Source organism: Lichenihabitans psoromatis, assembly GCF_004323635.1.
Lineage (GTDB): Bacteria > Pseudomonadota > Alphaproteobacteria > Rhizobiales > Beijerinckiaceae > Lichenihabitans > Lichenihabitans psoromatis.
Genome location: NZ_CP036515.1, coordinates 4,212,771 through 4,228,126 on the forward strand (window position 1 = coordinate 4,212,771; position 15,356 = coordinate 4,228,126).

Here is a 15,356-nt window from a genome sequence, read left to right on the forward strand (position 1 = left end):
GGGCTCAGCGCCCGCCGGACACGTCGAGAATGGCGCCGCTCGTATAAGAGGCGGCATCGCTGAGTAGCCAGACGATCGCTTCGGCGACTTCGGACGGGTGGCCGGCACGCCCGAACGGGGTCGTCGCACCCAACCGCTGCGCCCGATCTGGATCTCCGCCGCTGGCATGGATGTCGGTCTCGATCAGGCCGGGCCGGATGGCATTGACCCTGACGCCCTCGCGGCCGAGTTCCTTCGATAAGCCGATCGTGAGCGTGTCGATCGCGGCCTTGGCGCCGGCATAATCCACAAACTCGTTGGGCGATCCGAGTCGCGCCGCGACCGAGGAGACGAGCACGATCGATCCGCCTCGTCCGCCGCGTCCGGTGGAAAGCCGCCGCGCCGCTTCACGAGCGCAGAGATAAGCCCCGAACGTATTGACCTCGAAGGTCCGCCGCAGCCGCTCCCCGCTCATATCCACCAAGGGCAAAGACGGAGCCGTGATGCCGGCATTGACGACCACGCCATCGAGCGGCCCGAACGCACGCTCGACCTGGTCGAACAACCGGATCACCTCGTCTTCGATCGACACGTCGGCCCGTAACGCAATGGCTTTGCCGCCGCGATCGACAATATCGGCTACGACGCCATCGGCCGCCTCCACCTGACTTTTATAATTGACGCCGACCGACCAGCCGCGCGCTCCACACAGGGTCGAGGTCGCGCGGCCGATGCCGCGACTGGCGCCCGTCACGAGAATCGTCTTGGTCATCACGTCAACTCCGGACCGCAGATGCGCCGATACAGCACGATCAATCCGGAAACACGACCGTCTTATGGCCGTTGACCAATACACGATCGGCAAGATGATACCGCACCGCACGCGCCAACACGCGCCGCTCGATATCGCGACCCTTGCGAACCAGATCCTCGGGGGTATCCGCGTGGGTGATCCGCTCGACATCCTGCTCGATGATCGGGCCTTCATCCAGTTCTGCGGTGACAAAGTGAGCCGTGGCGCCAATGAGCTTCACGCCCCGCTCGAAGGCCTGATGGTAGGGCTTGGCACCCTTGAAGCCGGGCAGGAACGAGTGATGGATATTGATGCAGCGACCGGCCAGCTTTCGGGTCAGGTCATCGGATAGAACCTGCATGTAGCGCGCCAGCACCACGAGATCCGTGTTGGTCGTCTCCACGATCCGCATCAACTCGGCTTCCTGCGCGGGCTTGTTGTCCCGGTTGACGGGCAGATGATGGAACGGCACGTCCGCGATATCGAGATGAGCGTAAGTCTCGCTCGGATAGTTCGACACGATGCCCGAGATATCCATCGGCAATTCGCCGATGCGCCAGCGATAAATCAGATCGGCGAGGCAATGATCGAAGCGCGACACCATAATGAGCACGCGCTTGCGGTGTTGCACCGGCCGGAGTGTCCATTCCATGTCGAACTTTTCGGCGATCGGCGAGAACCAGCGCGCGAGACTCTCGGCGGGTGGCGACGAAGCGAGGCGCCGGAAGACGACCCGAATGAAAAAACGATCCTGATCGTCGAACTGATGCGAGTTTCGGATGTCGCAGCCATGATCGTAGAGGAATTGCGAGACGGCCGCGACGATGCCGGGCCGATTTGCGCAAGCCAGGGTGACGACATATTCTTCAGGCATAAAATATTCCTAGCAGTCAAAGCCTTTTGGGCCTGAGTCACGCTGCCACGCAAGCCTCTTTTTTGGATAGGTGATCCTGACGTCCACCGTCCTGCTTAAAGCGACGCTTCGTGGTCCGAGGACGCATCGCGCCGCTCAAGCCGATCGTGCGGCCGACTCGCCAGACTTCAGCGGACCTTGGCGCAAACGCGCCAGATCGAACCGCTGGACATCGCGCAGCAATTCGACAAAGGCCGCAGCCCCAAAAGCAGCGCTGGCTTCGCCCTTTTCCGGCGATCCTGCCGCAGCATTGCCCATGGCGCCTGCCGGTGACACGTCCTGCGCCATCCAGCCGAACCCGATCGGCTGCGTAACGCGCAAACGGGCGAACTCGGCCTCGATCGCGATACTGTCCGGCACGAAATCGCGCAGCTTGTCATGCCGCACGAGGTCCGGCCGAAACGCCATCATGAGCGAGGTTTCGACCTCGCCGGCGTGAATGCCATGAGCGCGTTCACCGGCCGAATAGAGGTCGTCCGGATAGCCGAACCGATGCATAGAAGCCCCGACCACAAGCATCCCGAGCCGCACCCGCAGGTCGCGCGCGATGATGTCGATCGACGAAACGTTGCCGCCATGCGAATTGGCGATCACGAGCTTTCGCACACCCGCCCGGTGGATGCTCTCGCCGATCTCCGTCCAGGCCCGGATCGCCGTCTCGGGCGAAAGCGTCAAGGTTCCCGGAAATTCGATATGCTCGTCGGATTTGCCCACGGTCTGAATCGGGAGGAACAAGGCCGGCAGATCATCCGGAACGCGAGCGACAATGCGCTCGAGATAGCCCGCCATGATGAAACTATCGACGCCGACGGGCAGATGCGGCCCATGCTGCTCGACAGCAGCGACCGGTAGAACCGCGATGACCTCGCTCATGTCGGCGGCGTGAAAATCCGCCCAGGTCAGCTCTGTCCAGATCTTGGTTTGAAAGACGCTCATCGATCAGTTTGCCTAATTTTTGCTCGTTCGGAGACCATGATGGGGCCGCCCCTACTGCGCCGCGACGGCCTCGACTTCGACCAAAAACTCCGGTCGAGCGAAGCCCGAGACGATCATCAAGGTCGAGGCCGGCGGCGGACCGGACAGCAGGCTGTCGCGCGCCGCCATATAGGCCGGGAGATGCTCACGCCCGGTCACGTAGGCATTGAGCCGAACCAGGTGATCGAGCGTCATACCGGCTTCACCTAAGATCGCCTCGATGGCGCGAAAGCAGAGGATCGCCTGCTCGAAAGCGCCGGGCGGGATCGTGGCCGAGGCGTCGATGCCAAGCTGGCCCGAGCAGAACACCAGCCGCGCGCCGGGCGGGACCTCGATGCCATGGGCGTAGCGGGCGAAGGGCGGGTGAATGGTGGTCGGCGCGAGGGGGCGAAGCATGCCGATAGGCTAGCGAGTTCGGGGCGCGAAGGAAACTCTTCTGCGCCGGACAGGCGTCGCCAAAGCAGGCGTCATTGGCCTTACTCAAGATTGTGCAACAACAAGGCATAGAGCTTGCTGACCGTGCTTGCGACGGGCATCGTAGACGCGGCTGACGCTGCGTTTTGACGAAGCGAGCCGAAGGAGGTTGAGCATGGCGTGGGTAAACCGACTGGCCACATTGACCCTTGTGATCGGTGGCCTCGCGCCAACCGGTGCTTTCGCGCTCGATAAGGTGACGTTCGGCACCAACTGGTTGGCCGAGGCCGAGCACGGCGGCTTCTATCAAGCCATCGTCGATGGCACCTACGCCAAATACGGTCTCGACGTGACCTTGCTGCCGGGCGGCCCGCAGGTCGACCGTGAAATCCTTCTGCCCAGCGGCAAGCTCGACTTCTATGTCGGCGGCAACATGCTGCAGGCCTATTCGGCGGTCGAGCAACACGTGCCGATCGTGGTGGTGGCCGGCTTCTTCCAAAAGGAGCCGCAGTGCATCCTCTCGCACCCGGGTGTCGGGCTCGACACGTTCGAGTCGCTCAAGACCGCGCCGATCTTCATCGGCAAGGAAGGGCTGACGTCCTTCTATCGCTGGATGGTGTCGCAATACGGCTTCTCGGAAGATATGGTGAAGCCCTATACCTACAATACGGCGCCGTTCATCGCCGACAAAAAGTCGGCCCAGCAGGGCTATGCGACGTCGGAACCCTATGCGGTCGAAACCCAAGGCGGCTTCAAGCCGAATGTTTTCCTGCTGGCCGACAACGGGTTCAGCACGTATTCGACTACGATCGAGACGCGAAGCGACCTCGTCGAGAAGAACCCAGATCTCGTGCAGCGTTTCGTCGATGCCTCGGCGATCGGCTGGTATAATTATCTTTACGGAGATCCGGCCAAAGCCAACGAGGCGATCAAGAAAGACAATCCCGACATCACCGACAAGGAGTTGGGTTTCGCCCGCGATACGCTGAAGCGCGACGGCATCGTCGACTCGGGAGGGTCGCTGCAAGATGGCATCGGCGCAATGTCGGATGCGCGCCAAAAGGACTTCTTCGACAAGATGGTGAAGGCAGGCGTGACCAGCCCCGACATCGATTACAAGAAGTCCTACACGCTGCAATTCGTGAACAAGAAAGTCGGGCTCGATCTTCGCCCGAAGAACTAAGGTCTCGTTTTTTCCTTGAGCATCATGGCGCTCTCAACATCCTCACCCGCCGGCGGCACGGCCCCTCTCGTGTCGCTTCGCAATGTTTCGAAGACATTTGCCAACGGGACGGTCGCGCTGAGCAAGCTCGACCTCGACATCCGTGAGGGAGAGTTCGTCTCCCTCATCGGCCCGTCCGGCTGTGGAAAATCGACGGCTTTGCGGATCGTCGCCGGATTGACGGCTCCGTCATCTGGGACGATGCAGCAGACGGGTGATCAGTCGGAGATCGGCTTCGTGTTTCAGGAGCCGACGCTGATGCCTTGGGCCAGCGTCTTCGACAATGTGTGGCTGCCGCTGCGGCTGCGCGGCGTCTCGCGCAGCGCGGCCTCGCCCGCCATCACCGAGGCGCTCTCGCTCGTCGGGCTATCGGGATTCATAAACAGCTATCCGCGTGAGCTCTCAGGCGGCATGAAGATGCGGGTCTCGATTGCGCGAGCATTGGTCATCAAGCCTCGTCTGCTGCTGATGGACGAGCCCTTCGCGGCGCTGGACGAGATCACCCGGTTCCGGCTTAACAACGATCTGATCCGCCTGAAAACCGACCTCGGCACCACGGTCGTGTTCGTCACGCATTCGGTCTATGAGAGCGTCTATCTGTCGAGCCGCATCGTCGTGATGGCGTCGCGCCCCGGCCGTGCCATCGACGATATCGTGGTCGAGGCGCCTGCCGAACGCACGGAGGATTTCCGCTCGACGCCGATCTATGTCGAGACGTGTCGGGCAGCCTCGCTGTCGTTGCACAGTGCCATGGCGGCGGAGGATCATCTGTGAGCACGATCGATCCTGTGTCGGACCAGATGGACCTCGCGGAGCCGAATGCGTCACGCGCGCGCTATCGCCTCGCGCCCCATCATTTCATCGACTACGTCCTGCCATGCGTCATCTTCCTGCTGGCCCTCGCTGGATGGGAAGCGGTCGTGCGGGTGCAGAATATCCCAGCCTACATCCTGCCGGCCCCGAGCCTCATCGCCACGACGCTGGTCAAGGATTGGGGCGTGCTCTCGGTGTCGCTGCTGGTCACGCTGCGGACGACGTTTCTGGCACTCGGCCTCGCGGTGGTCGGCAGCGTCGGGCTCGCCATGATCTTCGCTCAATCGAAATGGATCGAGCGATCGTTCTTTCCGTTCGCGGTCATCCTGCAAGTCACGCCAGTCGTGGCGATCGCGCCGCTTTTATTGATCTATCTGACGCCGCAGATTGCCGTGCTGGTCTGCGCGTTCCTCGTGGCGTTCTTTCCCATCCTGTCCAATACGGCGCTGGGGCTTGCCTCCGCCGACCACAATCTGCTCGAATTGATGGAGCTCTACCGCGCCTCGCGCTGGCAGCAGCTGCTGCGGCTGCGATTGCCCTCGGCCCTGCCCTATTTTCTCGGCGGCTTGCGGATCGGCGGCGGATTGGCGTTGATCGGTGCCATCGTGGCCGAAATCGCGGCCGGTTCGGCTGGACAAGGGTCGGGGCTCGCCTTTCGCATCGTCGAGGCTGGGTTTCGCCTCAACATTCCGCGCATGTTCGCGGCTTTGGTGCTGATCTCGCTGACCGGCATCCTGATCTACGTGATGTTTACGCTGCTCAGCTATCTATTGCTGCGCCGCTGGCACGATAGCGCGCGCCAAAAGGGGCATTGAGCATGAGCGCCACATTCCGGCTGCCTGCCTCGGCCCGAACCTGGACCATCGCGGATGCTCGGGTCCCGACCGCCTTGCTGGAGCCGACGATCGGCGGAGACGTAAGCCGCACGCCCGACCTTGCCATCGCCGACCATGATGGCCTCGTCGCCGTCGACATCGCAATCGTGGACGGCCGCATCGACAGGATCTCCTCAGCTGGCGCCTTGCCGGCCACGGGACCGGTCCTGCAGCGTCCCGGCCTCGTGCTGCCCTGCTTCGTCGACGCGCATACTCATCTCGACAAGGGTCATATCTGGCCGCGCGCGCCAAATCCGGACGGCTCGTTCGAGGGCGCGCTCGCCACCGTCCCGGTCGATCGCGCCGCGCATTGGACCGCCAACGACGTCGCGACCCGCATGGAATTTTCGCTGCGGACTGCCTACGCGCATGGCACGCGAGCTATCCGCACCCATCTCGATAGCGCCCTGGGACAGACCCGGATCTCGTGGCCGGTCTTCGCCGAAACGCGGGAGCGATGGCGCGGGCGTATCGAGTTGCAGGCTTCGCCGCTGTTCGGCATCGACCTCGCGCTCGACGACGCGCATATGCGCGACATCGCCGACATGGTGGGTGAGTTCGGCCATTGCCTCGGTGCGGTCACCTACCCCGGCCCGGCGCTCCGTCCGGGGCTCGATCGTCTGTTCCGTCTCGCGGCCGACCGCGGGTTCGAACTCGATTTCCATGCCGACGAGACCAATGATCCCGCCGTCAACACATTGGCGATGATTGCCGAAACCGCGCTGGCGTTCGGCTTTCCGCACCGCATCCTCGTCGGCCATTGCTGCTCGCTGGCGTTGATGGATCCCGACACCATGCGGCGAACCATCGATCTCGTGGCCCGCGCCGGATTGTCCGTGGTGTCGCTCCCCCTCTGCAATATGTATTTGCAGGATCGTGACAAACTGGAGCGCACGCCGCGGTGGCGCGGGGTGACGGCCATCAAGGAATTGCGGGCGGCCGGTGTGCCCGTGATGATCGCGAGCGACAACACACGCGACCCGTTCTACGCCTATGGCGACCTCGACATGCTGGAAGTTTGGCGCGAAGGAACGCGCATCGCCCATCTCGATCATCCGGTCGGACCCTGGGCCGACATCATCGCGGCGACACCCGCCACGGCGCTTGGGCTCGATCGTCCCGGACGGATCAGGGTCGGCGATCCGGCCGACCTCGTCATTCTCCCGGCCCGCAGCCTGTCCGAACTCCTGGCGCGCCCCCGCCAGGACCGGATCGTCATTCGGAGCGGGCGACCGATCGACACCGCCCTGCCCGCTTACGCGCAACTCGACCATCTCGAAGGTTTGGCGCCTTGACCGCACGCTATGACATTGCCGCTCTGAAGCAGCGCCTCGGTGCGATCCGCGTCGAAGAAAACCCGGCGCTCGTGAAGCAGAAGAGCCGCGACTTTTTCTGGTACTCGCCTGTTCTCAAGCGCCAACTCGACGGCATCGTCGGCGACATCGTGGTCAGCCCACGTTCGACCGACGAGGTGGTCCAAACGCTGCGGGCCGCCCATGCGCTCGGCATCCCGGTCACGCCACGCGGCTCGGGAACCGGAAATTACGGACAGGCCATGCCGCTCTCGGGCGGCATCGTGCTCAATCTCGCGGAGATGAACCAGATCGTCTCCATCGCGCCCGGGCGCGTCGTATGCGAGCCGGGCGCCGTGATGGTCGACATCGACGTCGCCACCAAGGCTCATTCGCGGCAGGAGCTGCGAATGCATCCCTCGACCTACAACACGGCCTCGATCGGCGGCTTCATCGCGGGCGGATCGAGCGGCGTTGGCTCGATCAACTGGGGCGGCCTGCGCGATCTCGGCAATATCCTGCGTCTTCAGGTCGTGACCATGGAGGCGGAGCCTCGCATTCTCGATTTACGGGGCGAGGATCTCAACAAGGTCGCGCATGCCTATGGCACCAACGGCATCATCACCGAAGTCGAAATGCCGCTGACTCAGGCGCATGAATGGGTCGATATCATCGTCGGCTTCGACGACTTCAACGATGCGGCTCGGTTCGGCAACCTCCTTGGCGAGGAAGACGGCATCCTGACCAAGCTGATCACGCCGATCGCGGCGCCCGTGCCGCAAAGCTATTTCCTGCGCCACAAGCGATTTCTGCCGGACCGGAAAAGCGTCGTGCTGTTGATGGTGGCCGAACAGGCACTCGACGCCTTCGCGACCTTCGTGAAGCGCTTTGCCGGCGCGGAGGTGCTGTTCGACGCAAGCCGCATCGCGGCGGCTGATCGCGAGGGGCTGCCGGCCAACTACGAACTCTCCTGGAACCACACCACCTTGCGGGCGCTGCGGGTGGATCCCGCCATCACCTATCTGCAGGTGCTGTTCCCGTTCCCCCATCAACTCGAGACGATCGCCAAGGTGCATGGCCATTTCGGCGACGAAGTCATGGGCCATCTCGAATATGTGCGTTTCAACGGTAAAGTGACCTGCTTCGGCCTGTCGTTGGTCCGCTTCACGACAGAGGAACGGCTCGACGAGATCATCCGCATCCATGAAGACATGGGCGCGCCGGTCTTCAATCCGCATCGTTACACCCTGGAAGAAGGCGGTATGAAGCAGACAGACCGGGTGCAACTGGCGTTCAAACAGGAAGCCGACCCGCAGGGCTTGCTCAACCCCGGCAAGATGATCGCATGGGAAGATCCCGATTTCGACTTCGACAGCGGCAAGACCTACCTGTTTCCCAGCCTGTCGGCCGTCGGGGCTGGGTGGGACGGCGACGTATGAACGTCCTCGTCGTCTACGCCCATCCGGTCGATACGAGTTTCGTCGGCGGCCTTCACCACACGGTCGTGACGCGTCTCGAGCGGGCTGGTCATACCGTCGACGATTGCGATCTCTATGCGGAGGGGTTCGACCCTGTCATGTCGCGGCAGGACCGGATCGATTATCATGACACCGGCCTCAATCAATCGCGGATCGGGCCGCATGTCGAACGGCTACGGCGGGCGGACGCCTTGGTGCTGATCTACCCGGTTTGGAACTTCGGCTTTCCGGCCATTCTCAAAGGCTATCTCGATCGGGTCTGGGTGCCGGGTGTCGCCTTCGAGCTGGCCGAAAACGGTGACCTAAGCTTCACGCTGCGGCACATCAAAAAGCTCGCGGCCGTCTGTACGTATGGCGGCCAATGGTGGCGCGCCCGGTTGATGAGCGATCCGCCCCGACGTTGCGTGACCCGCATGATGCGCGCCCATGTGGCGCTGACCGCGTCCACCGATTATCTCGCCTGCTACGACATGAACCATACGACGGAGGCAAAGCGGGCCGCCTTCATGAGCCGTGTCGACGCCACGTTTTCGCGCTGGCGTTAGACCGAGGCGCGGCTGTCCGACCGACGCGTCTCGAGAGGGTCGGGAGCCGCTCGGATGCTACCGCGAACCCCAACCTCCAGGTACACTCGTCTGATGATCCCGAATCTTCTCTCGATCGCCGGCTCGGACCCGAGTGGCGGCGCCGGCATTCAGGCCGACCTCAAAACCTTCTCGGCGCTCGGCTGCTATGGCATGGCGGCGCTCACCGCTTTGACGGCCCAGAATACGCGGGGCGTGAGCGGCGTCCATGTCGTGCCGCCGGAGTTTGTGGCGGCCGAGATCGACGCGATCTTCGCCGACATTTCGGTCGATGCAGTGAAACTGGGGATGCTGGCCGATGGCGCGGTCGTGGCGGCCGTGACCGATCGACTGGTGCGCCACGCGGCCGGCAACATCGTGCTCGATCCTGTGCTTGTCGCGACGAGTGGTGACAGCCTCGGCAGCCCCGATGTCGTCGGTGCGATGACCCGCCTTCTGCTGCCGCTCGCCACGCTGGTAACCCCCAATCTACCCGAGGCGGCACGCCTTGCCGACGGGGCTGTGCCAACCGACGTCGCCGGAATGCGGCTGTTGGCCGAGAAGCTCGTTGCGTCGGGCGCACGCGCGGTTCTGGTCAAGGGTGGCCATCTCGATGGCGATGTCGCGGTCGACATTCTGTTTGATGGAACCACCATGCGGGAGTTTTCGGCGCCTCGCATCGACACGCCCAACACGCATGGAACCGGTTGCACCCTGTCGTCCGCTATCGCGGCCTATCTCGCGTTCGGCGACGATCTTGCGGGCGCGGTCACGAAAGCGAAGGCGTTCCTGACCGATGCCCTCCGGGCCAGCGGCGAGCTGCGGGTCGGTGGCGGCCACGGGCCGGTGCATCATTTTCATAGTCTTTGGAAGAGATCGGCCGAACCATGAGGCGTCTTGCGGTTGTTGCCGATATTCACGGCAACCTGCAGGCATTGGACGCTGTGCTGGCCGATCTCGGCAACCAATCGTGCGATCGTGTCATCAATCTTGGAGACTGCGTGTCGGGGCCGCTCTGGCCGCGAGAAACCTTGGATCGGCTGCGCGAGCTCGATTGGGCGACCGTCCGGGGCAATCACGATCGATGGGTCGGAACCTTGCCACGTGCCGAGCTGACCGACAGCGACCTCTTTGCAAGCGACGCGCTCGATGACGAGGTGCGTCGATGACTGGCGACTCTGCCGACGTGCCTCGATTGGCCGGGTGGTCTCGTGGCGTTCCATGCCTCGCCGAACGACGACAATGCCTATCTGACCGAAGAGGTCGTCAACGGCCGGCTACTGCCCGCGCCGCACCAGCGCATATCGGATCGGCTCGGCGATCTCCCCGACGTTGGTCTCGTGCTGGCGGCTCATAGTCACATCGCCACCGTGGTTCGCCTTCCGAATGGCCCGTGGATCGTCAATCCCGGCAGCGTCGGCTGCCCGGCTTACGTCGATCCGGACCACCCTGCTCACGTCTCCGAGAGCGGCAGCCCGCTGGCCCGTTATGCGATCGTCACCGTCGCGGACGATCGTGCCACGGGCCTAGCGGGTGTTGAATTTCGTGCGATCCCCTATGATCATGAAGGAGCCGCGCGCCGCGCCGAAAGCTTGGGCGAGCAGGATTGGACCTATGCCTTGCGGCACGGCTTCATCCGCGCCACGGAGGCGGCGATATAGTCGAAGGGTCTGCGATGAACATGTCTCCCACATTCACGACGGCCGAGCGTATGGCCGCCACCGGTCCGCTGCCGCCCGGCCATCCGGCCGTGAAGACTCGCAAGGTCGGCGTGCTGCTAAGCAATCTCGGAACGCCGGATGCGACCGATTATTGGTCGATGCGCCGTTATCTCTCCGAGTTCCTATCCGACCGACGTGTCATCGAGACCCCCCGGATCATCTGGTTGCTCATTTTGAACCTCATCATCCTGACGATCCGCCCCGGTCGCAAGGGCAAGGATTACGACACGATATGGAACCGGGAACTGAATGAAAGCCCGCTGAAGACAATCACGCGAGGGCAAGCCACGCAGCTTCAAGCCTCGATCGACGCGGGCCTGTTCGGCGCGAGCGGCGACAAGGTCGTGGTCGAATGGGGGATGCGTTACGGCAACCCGTCGATGAAATCCGCGATCGACAAGCTTTCGGCTGCGGGATGCGACCGCATTCTTCTGGTGCCGCTCTACCCGCAATATGCGGCAGCCACGAGCGCCACGGCCTGCGACAAGGTCTTCGAAGCTTTGATGGCGATGCGCTGGCAGCCGTCCTTGCGGGTCGCGCCGCCCTACCATGACGATCCGGTCTACATCGAGGAACTGGCGAAATCGGTGACGGAGCATCTCGCGACGCTCGATCTCGTCCCGGAGGTCATCCTCGCGTCGTTCCACGGGGTCCCGAAGCAATATCTGATGAAGGGCGATCCCTATCATTGCCAATGCGTGAAGACCGGCCGCTTGTTGCGTGAGCGGCTCGGCCTGACGCCGGAGAACTTTAAGATCACCTTTCAGTCGCGCTTCGGGCCGGCCGAGTGGTTGCAGCCCTATACGGATGAGACAATTAAGGCGCTGGCGGCGCAGGGCGTGAAGCGCATGGCGGTCCTAACGCCAGGCTTTTCTGCGGATTGCCTCGAGACGATCGAGGAAATCGGGGCCGAGAATGCCGAATATTTTCTGCATGGCGGCGGTGAGAAATTCGCTCGCATCGCGTGTCTCAACGATAGCGCCGGCGGCATGAAGGTGATCGAGGCCATTGTGCGGCGGGAGCTGATGGGTTGGGTCGAGGGCGCTACGCCGGCAACCGTCGATGTTCCGGTCGTCGCCAGCGTCTGAACCGGTCGGTCAGCGGAGGCAGCTGGTCCACTCAGCTGCGTCCCGCGTCCGCGCCGTGTTGATCTCAGCCAGATAGCGATGGTTGCGGCTCGGCTTGGCGGGATTGCGGAGAAACGGGTTCGGCAGCGCGGTTGCAAGAAGAGCGGCTTCGCGCGTCGTGAGTTGCGCGGCACTTTTGTTGAAATCGTGCCGCGCCGCCGCCTCCGCCCCAAATATCCCGTCGCCCCATTCGGCGATGTTGAGATAAACCTCCAGAATATGCTTTTTGCTCCAGAGCGCATCGACCAGGAGCGCCAACGGGATCTCCAAGCCCTTCCGAATGAACGAGCGCCCGTTCCAGAGAAACAGGTTGCGGGCGACCTGCATCGTGATGGTCGACGCACCCCGCGCGGGACCGTCGGGATCGTCCATCACGTCCTGCAACTGGTGCCAATCGACGCCGTTATGGCTGCAGAATTGCCCGTCCTCGGACATGACGACCGAGTCGATCAGCCGGGGCGAGACGTCGGCAAGCGGGATCCATTGTCGATCGACCGTCTTTCCCCTGATCCAATGATTGATCATCAGAACCGAGATCGCCGGGCGCGTGCTGTCGTAGACGAAAACCGCGACGAACAGCAGCATCACGAGAACGAGACCCGCTACGATCCAGTTCAGAATGCGGTTCAGCCTCCGAAAAACGCCGGGCTTGCCCACGCTCAGGACGCTATCGTCGAAGAGATCGCGCCCGTGGGCCCGACCAGAGCGTCTGATGACCCTGTCAGGCGTGTCGATCGGGTCAAATCACGTCGAGGTCCCGACCGGCCTCAATAAAGGACGTGATCGCGTAGTCGACGTCGGCCTCGGTCAAGGCGGCGGACATCTGGGTTCTGATCCGTGCCTTGCCTTTTGGCACCACCGGAAAGAAGAATCCGGCCACGAACACACCGCGCTCATCGAGCGCCTTGGCCATGGCCTGGGCGCGTGTGGCCTCATGCAGCATGACCGGGATGATCGGAGTTTCGCCCGGGAGCAGAGCGAAGCCGGCGGCCGCAAGCCCAGCCCGGAAGCGGTGTGTATGCGACATGAGGCGGTCGCGCAGATCGTCGGCCTCGAGACAGATTTCGATGGCCTTCAGCGACCCGGCCGCCACGGGCGGCGCAAGGCTGTTGGAAAAGAGATAGGGGCGCGAGCGTTGCCGCAACAGGTCTATCACGGGCTGATCGGCCGCAACGAAGCCGCCCATGCCGCCGCCAAGCGTCTTCCCGAACGTGCCGGTGACGATGCCGACCCGATCCACCACGCCGGCCAGCGCGGCTGCGCCCCGCCCTTGCGGGCCAAGATGTCCCGTCGCGTGGCAGTCATCCACCAGCACGATGGCGCCATAGCGTTCCGCGAGATCGCAGATCGGCTCCAACGGTGCGAGGTGCCCGTCCATTGAAAACACGCCATCGGTTACGATCAACTTGAAGCGAGCCCCGTCGCGGTCGGCCTCCTTCAATCGATCTTCGAGTTCGGTCATGTCGCTGTTAGCGAACCGATAGCGTTTGGACTTTGTGAGCCGGATGCCATCAATGATCGAGGCGTGGTTGAGCCCATCTGAAATGATTGCGTCTTGCTGGTCGAAAAGCGGTTCGAAGACGCCGCCATTGGCGTCGAAACAGGCCGCGAAGAGAATCGCGTCGGCCTTGCCGAGGTAGCTCGCGATCGCGCGCTCGAGTTCGCGATGCAGGGTCTGCGCCCCGCAGATGAAGCGGACCGACGCCATGCCGAACCCATAGTCGTCGAGGCCGCGATGCGCCGCTTCGATCACGCGCGGGTCCGAAGCGAGCCCGAGATAATTGTTGGCGCAGAGATTGATGAAGGGCCGTGTACCGCCCGGCGTCTCGACCGCGATAGAGCCGCCTTGCGGCCCTGCGATAAGACGCTCGCGCTTATAGAGACCATCCCGCTCGACGTCCGTCAGCGTCGCGGAAAGATGATCGAGGAACGCCTGTGTCATCGTGGCACCTTCCGGCTCACTCGCCTGATCGATCGCTTGGCACCGCAGTGAGCGCGACCAAGCCCCTAAAGAAACCCGTCGATCACATCTAGGCCAGGACCGCGTGCGCGAGAATAAACTGTGGCACGGGAGCCCGCCACTCGCATTTTCGGCGCGGCGCAGTTGTAATTCAGGGAACCACAGCGCATCTTGATTGGGTGACGCAATGGTGGGCCGAACGCGGCACCGAGGGTGTCGTGTGGTTCACGGATGTGAGGGACACGCACTGGCCACGAGCACCATTCTTGAAGCGGTTTCGCCGAAACCCGCGCCGTCGGGCGCTCTGCCCGATTCCGATCAGATCATTCGGGCGGTCCTGGACAGTCTTGACGACGCCAAGGCCGACGAAGTTCTCCCCCTCGATCTTCGTGGCAAGACCTCGCTTTGCGACATGATGGTGATCGCGACCGGTCGCTCCACAACGCATGTGAGTTCGATTGCGGATCGCGTAACGCGGGCCTGTAAGGATCTCGGAGTCGTGGCGCGCGTCGAGGGCCTGTCTAATTGTGATTGGGTTCTGGTCGACGCGCATGACGTGATCGTGCACATCTTCCGCGCCGAAGTCCGCCAGTTTTATAATCTCGAGAAGCTTTGGGGTGTCGATCGGCCCGACGAAAGGCAGGCCGACCGGGATGCACGTCGCGCGGGAGCCTGAGCCTCCACGGCTGCCCTAAACCGACCCGGACCGAGCCATGAAAATCGTTTTGCTTGCGGTCGGTCGCATGAAGACAGGACCCGAACGCGAACTGATGACCCGTTACATGGAGCGGGCTCAGGCCATAGGGCGGAGTGTCGGCCTGACTGCTATCGCGGTTCGTGAACTCGACGAGAGCCGAGCTCGTTCCTCGACTGAACGAAAGCGCGAGGAGGGTCGCGCGATCCTCGCGGAATGTCCATCCGAGGTCCATATCGTCGCCCTTGATGAACGTGGCGCGTCGCTCGGCAGCGAAGCTTTTGCGGGTAAGCTTGGGGTCATGCGCGATGCGGGGACTGATGCGGTTGCGATCGTGATCGGCGGAGCCGATGGATTGAGCGAAGACGTCCGCGCCCGCGCGGCGCTGTGCCTCTGTTATGGTGCCGCCACCTTCCCTCATCAGATCGTTCGCGTTCTCGCGGCCGAGCAGATTTATCGAGCATGCACGATTTTGGCTGGTCATCCCTATCATCGTGGGTGAGCAAAATGGCTGCTTCTCGACGGTCTCGGTCGATC

Annotated in this window: 18 protein-coding genes; 12 read left to right on the forward strand and 6 right to left on the reverse strand. The window is 62.9% G+C overall.

What is annotated here, in order from left to right:
* Positions 1–4 precede the first annotated feature (4 nt).
* The 4 genes from EY713_RS19710 to EY713_RS19725 all read right to left on the reverse strand — a co-directional run bounded on the left by EY713_RS19710 (position 5) and on the right by EY713_RS19725 (position 3,056).
* Positions 5–751: an SDR family oxidoreductase gene (locus EY713_RS19710; protein WP_131118411.1), complete on the reverse strand. Its 747-nt coding sequence runs from the start codon at positions 749–751 to the stop codon at positions 5–7.
* 40 nt (positions 752–791) lie between these two features.
* The gene (gene purU / locus EY713_RS19715) at positions 792–1,646 is read right to left on the reverse strand and encodes a formyltetrahydrofolate deformylase (RefSeq protein WP_131118413.1); all 855 of its coding nucleotides are present in this window, start codon (positions 1,644–1,646) and stop codon (positions 792–794) included.
* A 135-nt stretch (positions 1,647–1,781) separates the two neighbouring features.
* Complete coding sequence (locus tag EY713_RS19720; RefSeq protein ID WP_131118415.1) at positions 1,782–2,621, reverse strand: creatininase family protein; 840 nt, start codon at positions 2,619–2,621, stop codon at positions 1,782–1,784.
* A gap of 51 nt (positions 2,622–2,672) precedes the next feature.
* On the reverse strand, positions 2,673–3,056 hold the full coding sequence (locus EY713_RS19725) for a RidA family protein (protein ID WP_131118416.1): 384 nt from the start codon (positions 3,054–3,056) through the stop codon (positions 2,673–2,675).
* 193 nt (positions 3,057–3,249) lie between these two features.
* Between EY713_RS19725 and EY713_RS19730 the strand changes: the two genes are divergently transcribed.
* The 10 genes from EY713_RS19730 (at position 3,250) to hemH (ending at position 12,126) form a co-directional block, all read left to right on the forward strand.
* Entirely contained in the window at positions 3,250–4,257 is a 1,008-nt protein-coding gene (locus EY713_RS19730; RefSeq protein WP_131118419.1) for an ABC transporter substrate-binding protein, read from the forward strand.
* 24 nt (positions 4,258–4,281) lie between these two features.
* Positions 4,282–5,070 carry an ABC transporter ATP-binding protein gene (locus tag EY713_RS19735; protein WP_131118421.1) on the forward strand — a complete coding sequence of 263 codons (789 nt, stop codon included), beginning with the start codon at positions 4,282–4,284 and terminating at the stop codon, positions 5,068–5,070.
* A gap of 5 nt (positions 5,071–5,075) precedes the next feature.
* Positions 5,076–5,924, forward strand: a complete 849-nt coding sequence (locus EY713_RS19740) for an ABC transporter permease (protein ID WP_425374374.1) — start codon at positions 5,076–5,078, stop codon at positions 5,922–5,924.
* A gap of 2 nt (positions 5,925–5,926) precedes the next feature.
* Positions 5,927–7,279, forward strand: a complete 1,353-nt coding sequence (locus tag EY713_RS19745; protein ID WP_131118422.1) for a cytosine deaminase — start codon at positions 5,927–5,929, stop codon at positions 7,277–7,279.
* Entirely contained in the window at positions 7,276–8,715 is a 1,440-nt protein-coding gene (locus EY713_RS19750) for an FAD-binding oxidoreductase (protein ID WP_131118425.1), read from the forward strand. The genes EY713_RS19745 and EY713_RS19750 overlap by 4 nt, the downstream gene beginning before the upstream one ends.
* Positions 8,712–9,299 (forward strand): NAD(P)H-dependent oxidoreductase, encoded by a 588-nt coding sequence (locus EY713_RS19755; protein ID WP_131118427.1) that lies wholly within the window; start codon positions 8,712–8,714, stop codon positions 9,297–9,299. Before EY713_RS19750 ends, EY713_RS19755 begins: the two co-directional genes overlap by 4 nt.
* 93 nt (positions 9,300–9,392) lie before the next feature.
* Positions 9,393–10,208 carry a bifunctional hydroxymethylpyrimidine kinase/phosphomethylpyrimidine kinase gene (gene thiD, locus EY713_RS19760; RefSeq protein ID WP_131118429.1) on the forward strand — a complete coding sequence of 272 codons (816 nt, stop codon included), beginning with the start codon at positions 9,393–9,395 and terminating at the stop codon, positions 10,206–10,208.
* Positions 10,205–10,486, forward strand: coding sequence for a metallophosphoesterase family protein (locus tag EY713_RS23250; RefSeq protein WP_245572801.1), 282 nt, complete (start codon positions 10,205–10,207; stop codon positions 10,484–10,486). Before thiD ends, EY713_RS23250 begins: the two co-directional genes overlap by 4 nt.
* A gap of 42 nt (positions 10,487–10,528) precedes the next feature.
* Positions 10,529–10,978, forward strand: coding sequence for a metallophosphoesterase family protein (locus tag EY713_RS23255; protein ID WP_245572802.1), 450 nt, complete (start codon positions 10,529–10,531; stop codon positions 10,976–10,978).
* A gap of 14 nt (positions 10,979–10,992) precedes the next feature.
* On the forward strand, positions 10,993–12,126 hold the full coding sequence (gene hemH, locus EY713_RS19770; RefSeq protein WP_131118431.1) for a ferrochelatase: 1,134 nt from the start codon (positions 10,993–10,995) through the stop codon (positions 12,124–12,126).
* A gap of 9 nt (positions 12,127–12,135) precedes the next feature.
* On the opposite strand, the gene mtgA is transcribed toward hemH, so the two are convergent.
* Positions 12,136–12,822, reverse strand: a complete 687-nt coding sequence (gene mtgA / locus EY713_RS19775) for a monofunctional biosynthetic peptidoglycan transglycosylase (protein ID WP_245572803.1) — start codon at positions 12,820–12,822, stop codon at positions 12,136–12,138.
* Positions 12,823–12,904: 82 nt separating this feature from the next.
* On the reverse strand, positions 12,905–14,107 hold the full coding sequence (locus EY713_RS19780; RefSeq protein WP_131118435.1) for a glycine C-acetyltransferase: 1,203 nt from the start codon (positions 14,105–14,107) through the stop codon (positions 12,905–12,907).
* A gap of 238 nt (positions 14,108–14,345) precedes the next feature.
* Between EY713_RS19780 and rsfS the strand changes: the two genes are divergently transcribed.
* Complete coding sequence (rsfS, locus tag EY713_RS19785; protein WP_342635963.1) at positions 14,346–14,801, forward strand: ribosome silencing factor; 456 nt, start codon at positions 14,346–14,348, stop codon at positions 14,799–14,801.
* A 37-nt stretch (positions 14,802–14,838) separates the two neighbouring features.
* The gene (gene rlmH / locus EY713_RS19790; protein ID WP_131118439.1) at positions 14,839–15,321 is read left to right on the forward strand and encodes a 23S rRNA (pseudouridine(1915)-N(3))-methyltransferase RlmH; all 483 of its coding nucleotides are present in this window, start codon (positions 14,839–14,841) and stop codon (positions 15,319–15,321) included.
* Positions 15,322–15,356 lie beyond the last annotated feature (35 nt).

Excerpts from the sequence above, each read along its gene's own strand:
- EY713_RS19745 (WP_131118422.1), top strand. The coding sequence starts at position 5,927 with ATGAGCGCCACATTCCGGCTGCCTGCCTCGGCCCGAACCTGGACCATC.
- EY713_RS19720 (WP_131118415.1), bottom strand. The coding sequence starts at position 2,621 with ATGAGCGTCTTTCAAACCAAGATCTGGACAGAGCTGACCTGGGCGGAT.
- hemH (WP_131118431.1), top strand. The coding sequence starts at position 10,993 with ATGAACATGTCTCCCACATTCACGACGGCCGAGCGTATGGCCGCCACC.
- thiD (WP_131118429.1), top strand. The coding sequence starts at position 9,393 with ATGATCCCGAATCTTCTCTCGATCGCCGGCTCGGACCCGAGTGGCGGC.
- EY713_RS19780 (WP_131118435.1), bottom strand. The coding sequence starts at position 14,107 with ATGACACAGGCGTTCCTCGATCATCTTTCCGCGACGCTGACGGACGTC.
- EY713_RS19730 (WP_131118419.1), top strand. The coding sequence starts at position 3,250 with ATGGCGTGGGTAAACCGACTGGCCACATTGACCCTTGTGATCGGTGGC.
- EY713_RS19755 (WP_131118427.1), top strand. The coding sequence starts at position 8,712 with ATGAACGTCCTCGTCGTCTACGCCCATCCGGTCGATACGAGTTTCGTC.
- EY713_RS19735 (WP_131118421.1), top strand. The coding sequence starts at position 4,282 with ATGGCGCTCTCAACATCCTCACCCGCCGGCGGCACGGCCCCTCTCGTG.
- EY713_RS19710 (WP_131118411.1), bottom strand. The coding sequence starts at position 751 with ATGACCAAGACGATTCTCGTGACGGGCGCCAGTCGCGGCATCGGCCGC.
- rlmH (WP_131118439.1), top strand. The coding sequence starts at position 14,839 with ATGAAAATCGTTTTGCTTGCGGTCGGTCGCATGAAGACAGGACCCGAA.
- EY713_RS23250 (WP_245572801.1), top strand. The coding sequence starts at position 10,205 with ATGAGGCGTCTTGCGGTTGTTGCCGATATTCACGGCAACCTGCAGGCA.
- purU (WP_131118413.1), bottom strand. The coding sequence starts at position 1,646 with ATGCCTGAAGAATATGTCGTCACCCTGGCTTGCGCAAATCGGCCCGGC.
- EY713_RS19725 (WP_131118416.1), bottom strand. The coding sequence starts at position 3,056 with ATGCTTCGCCCCCTCGCGCCGACCACCATTCACCCGCCCTTCGCCCGC.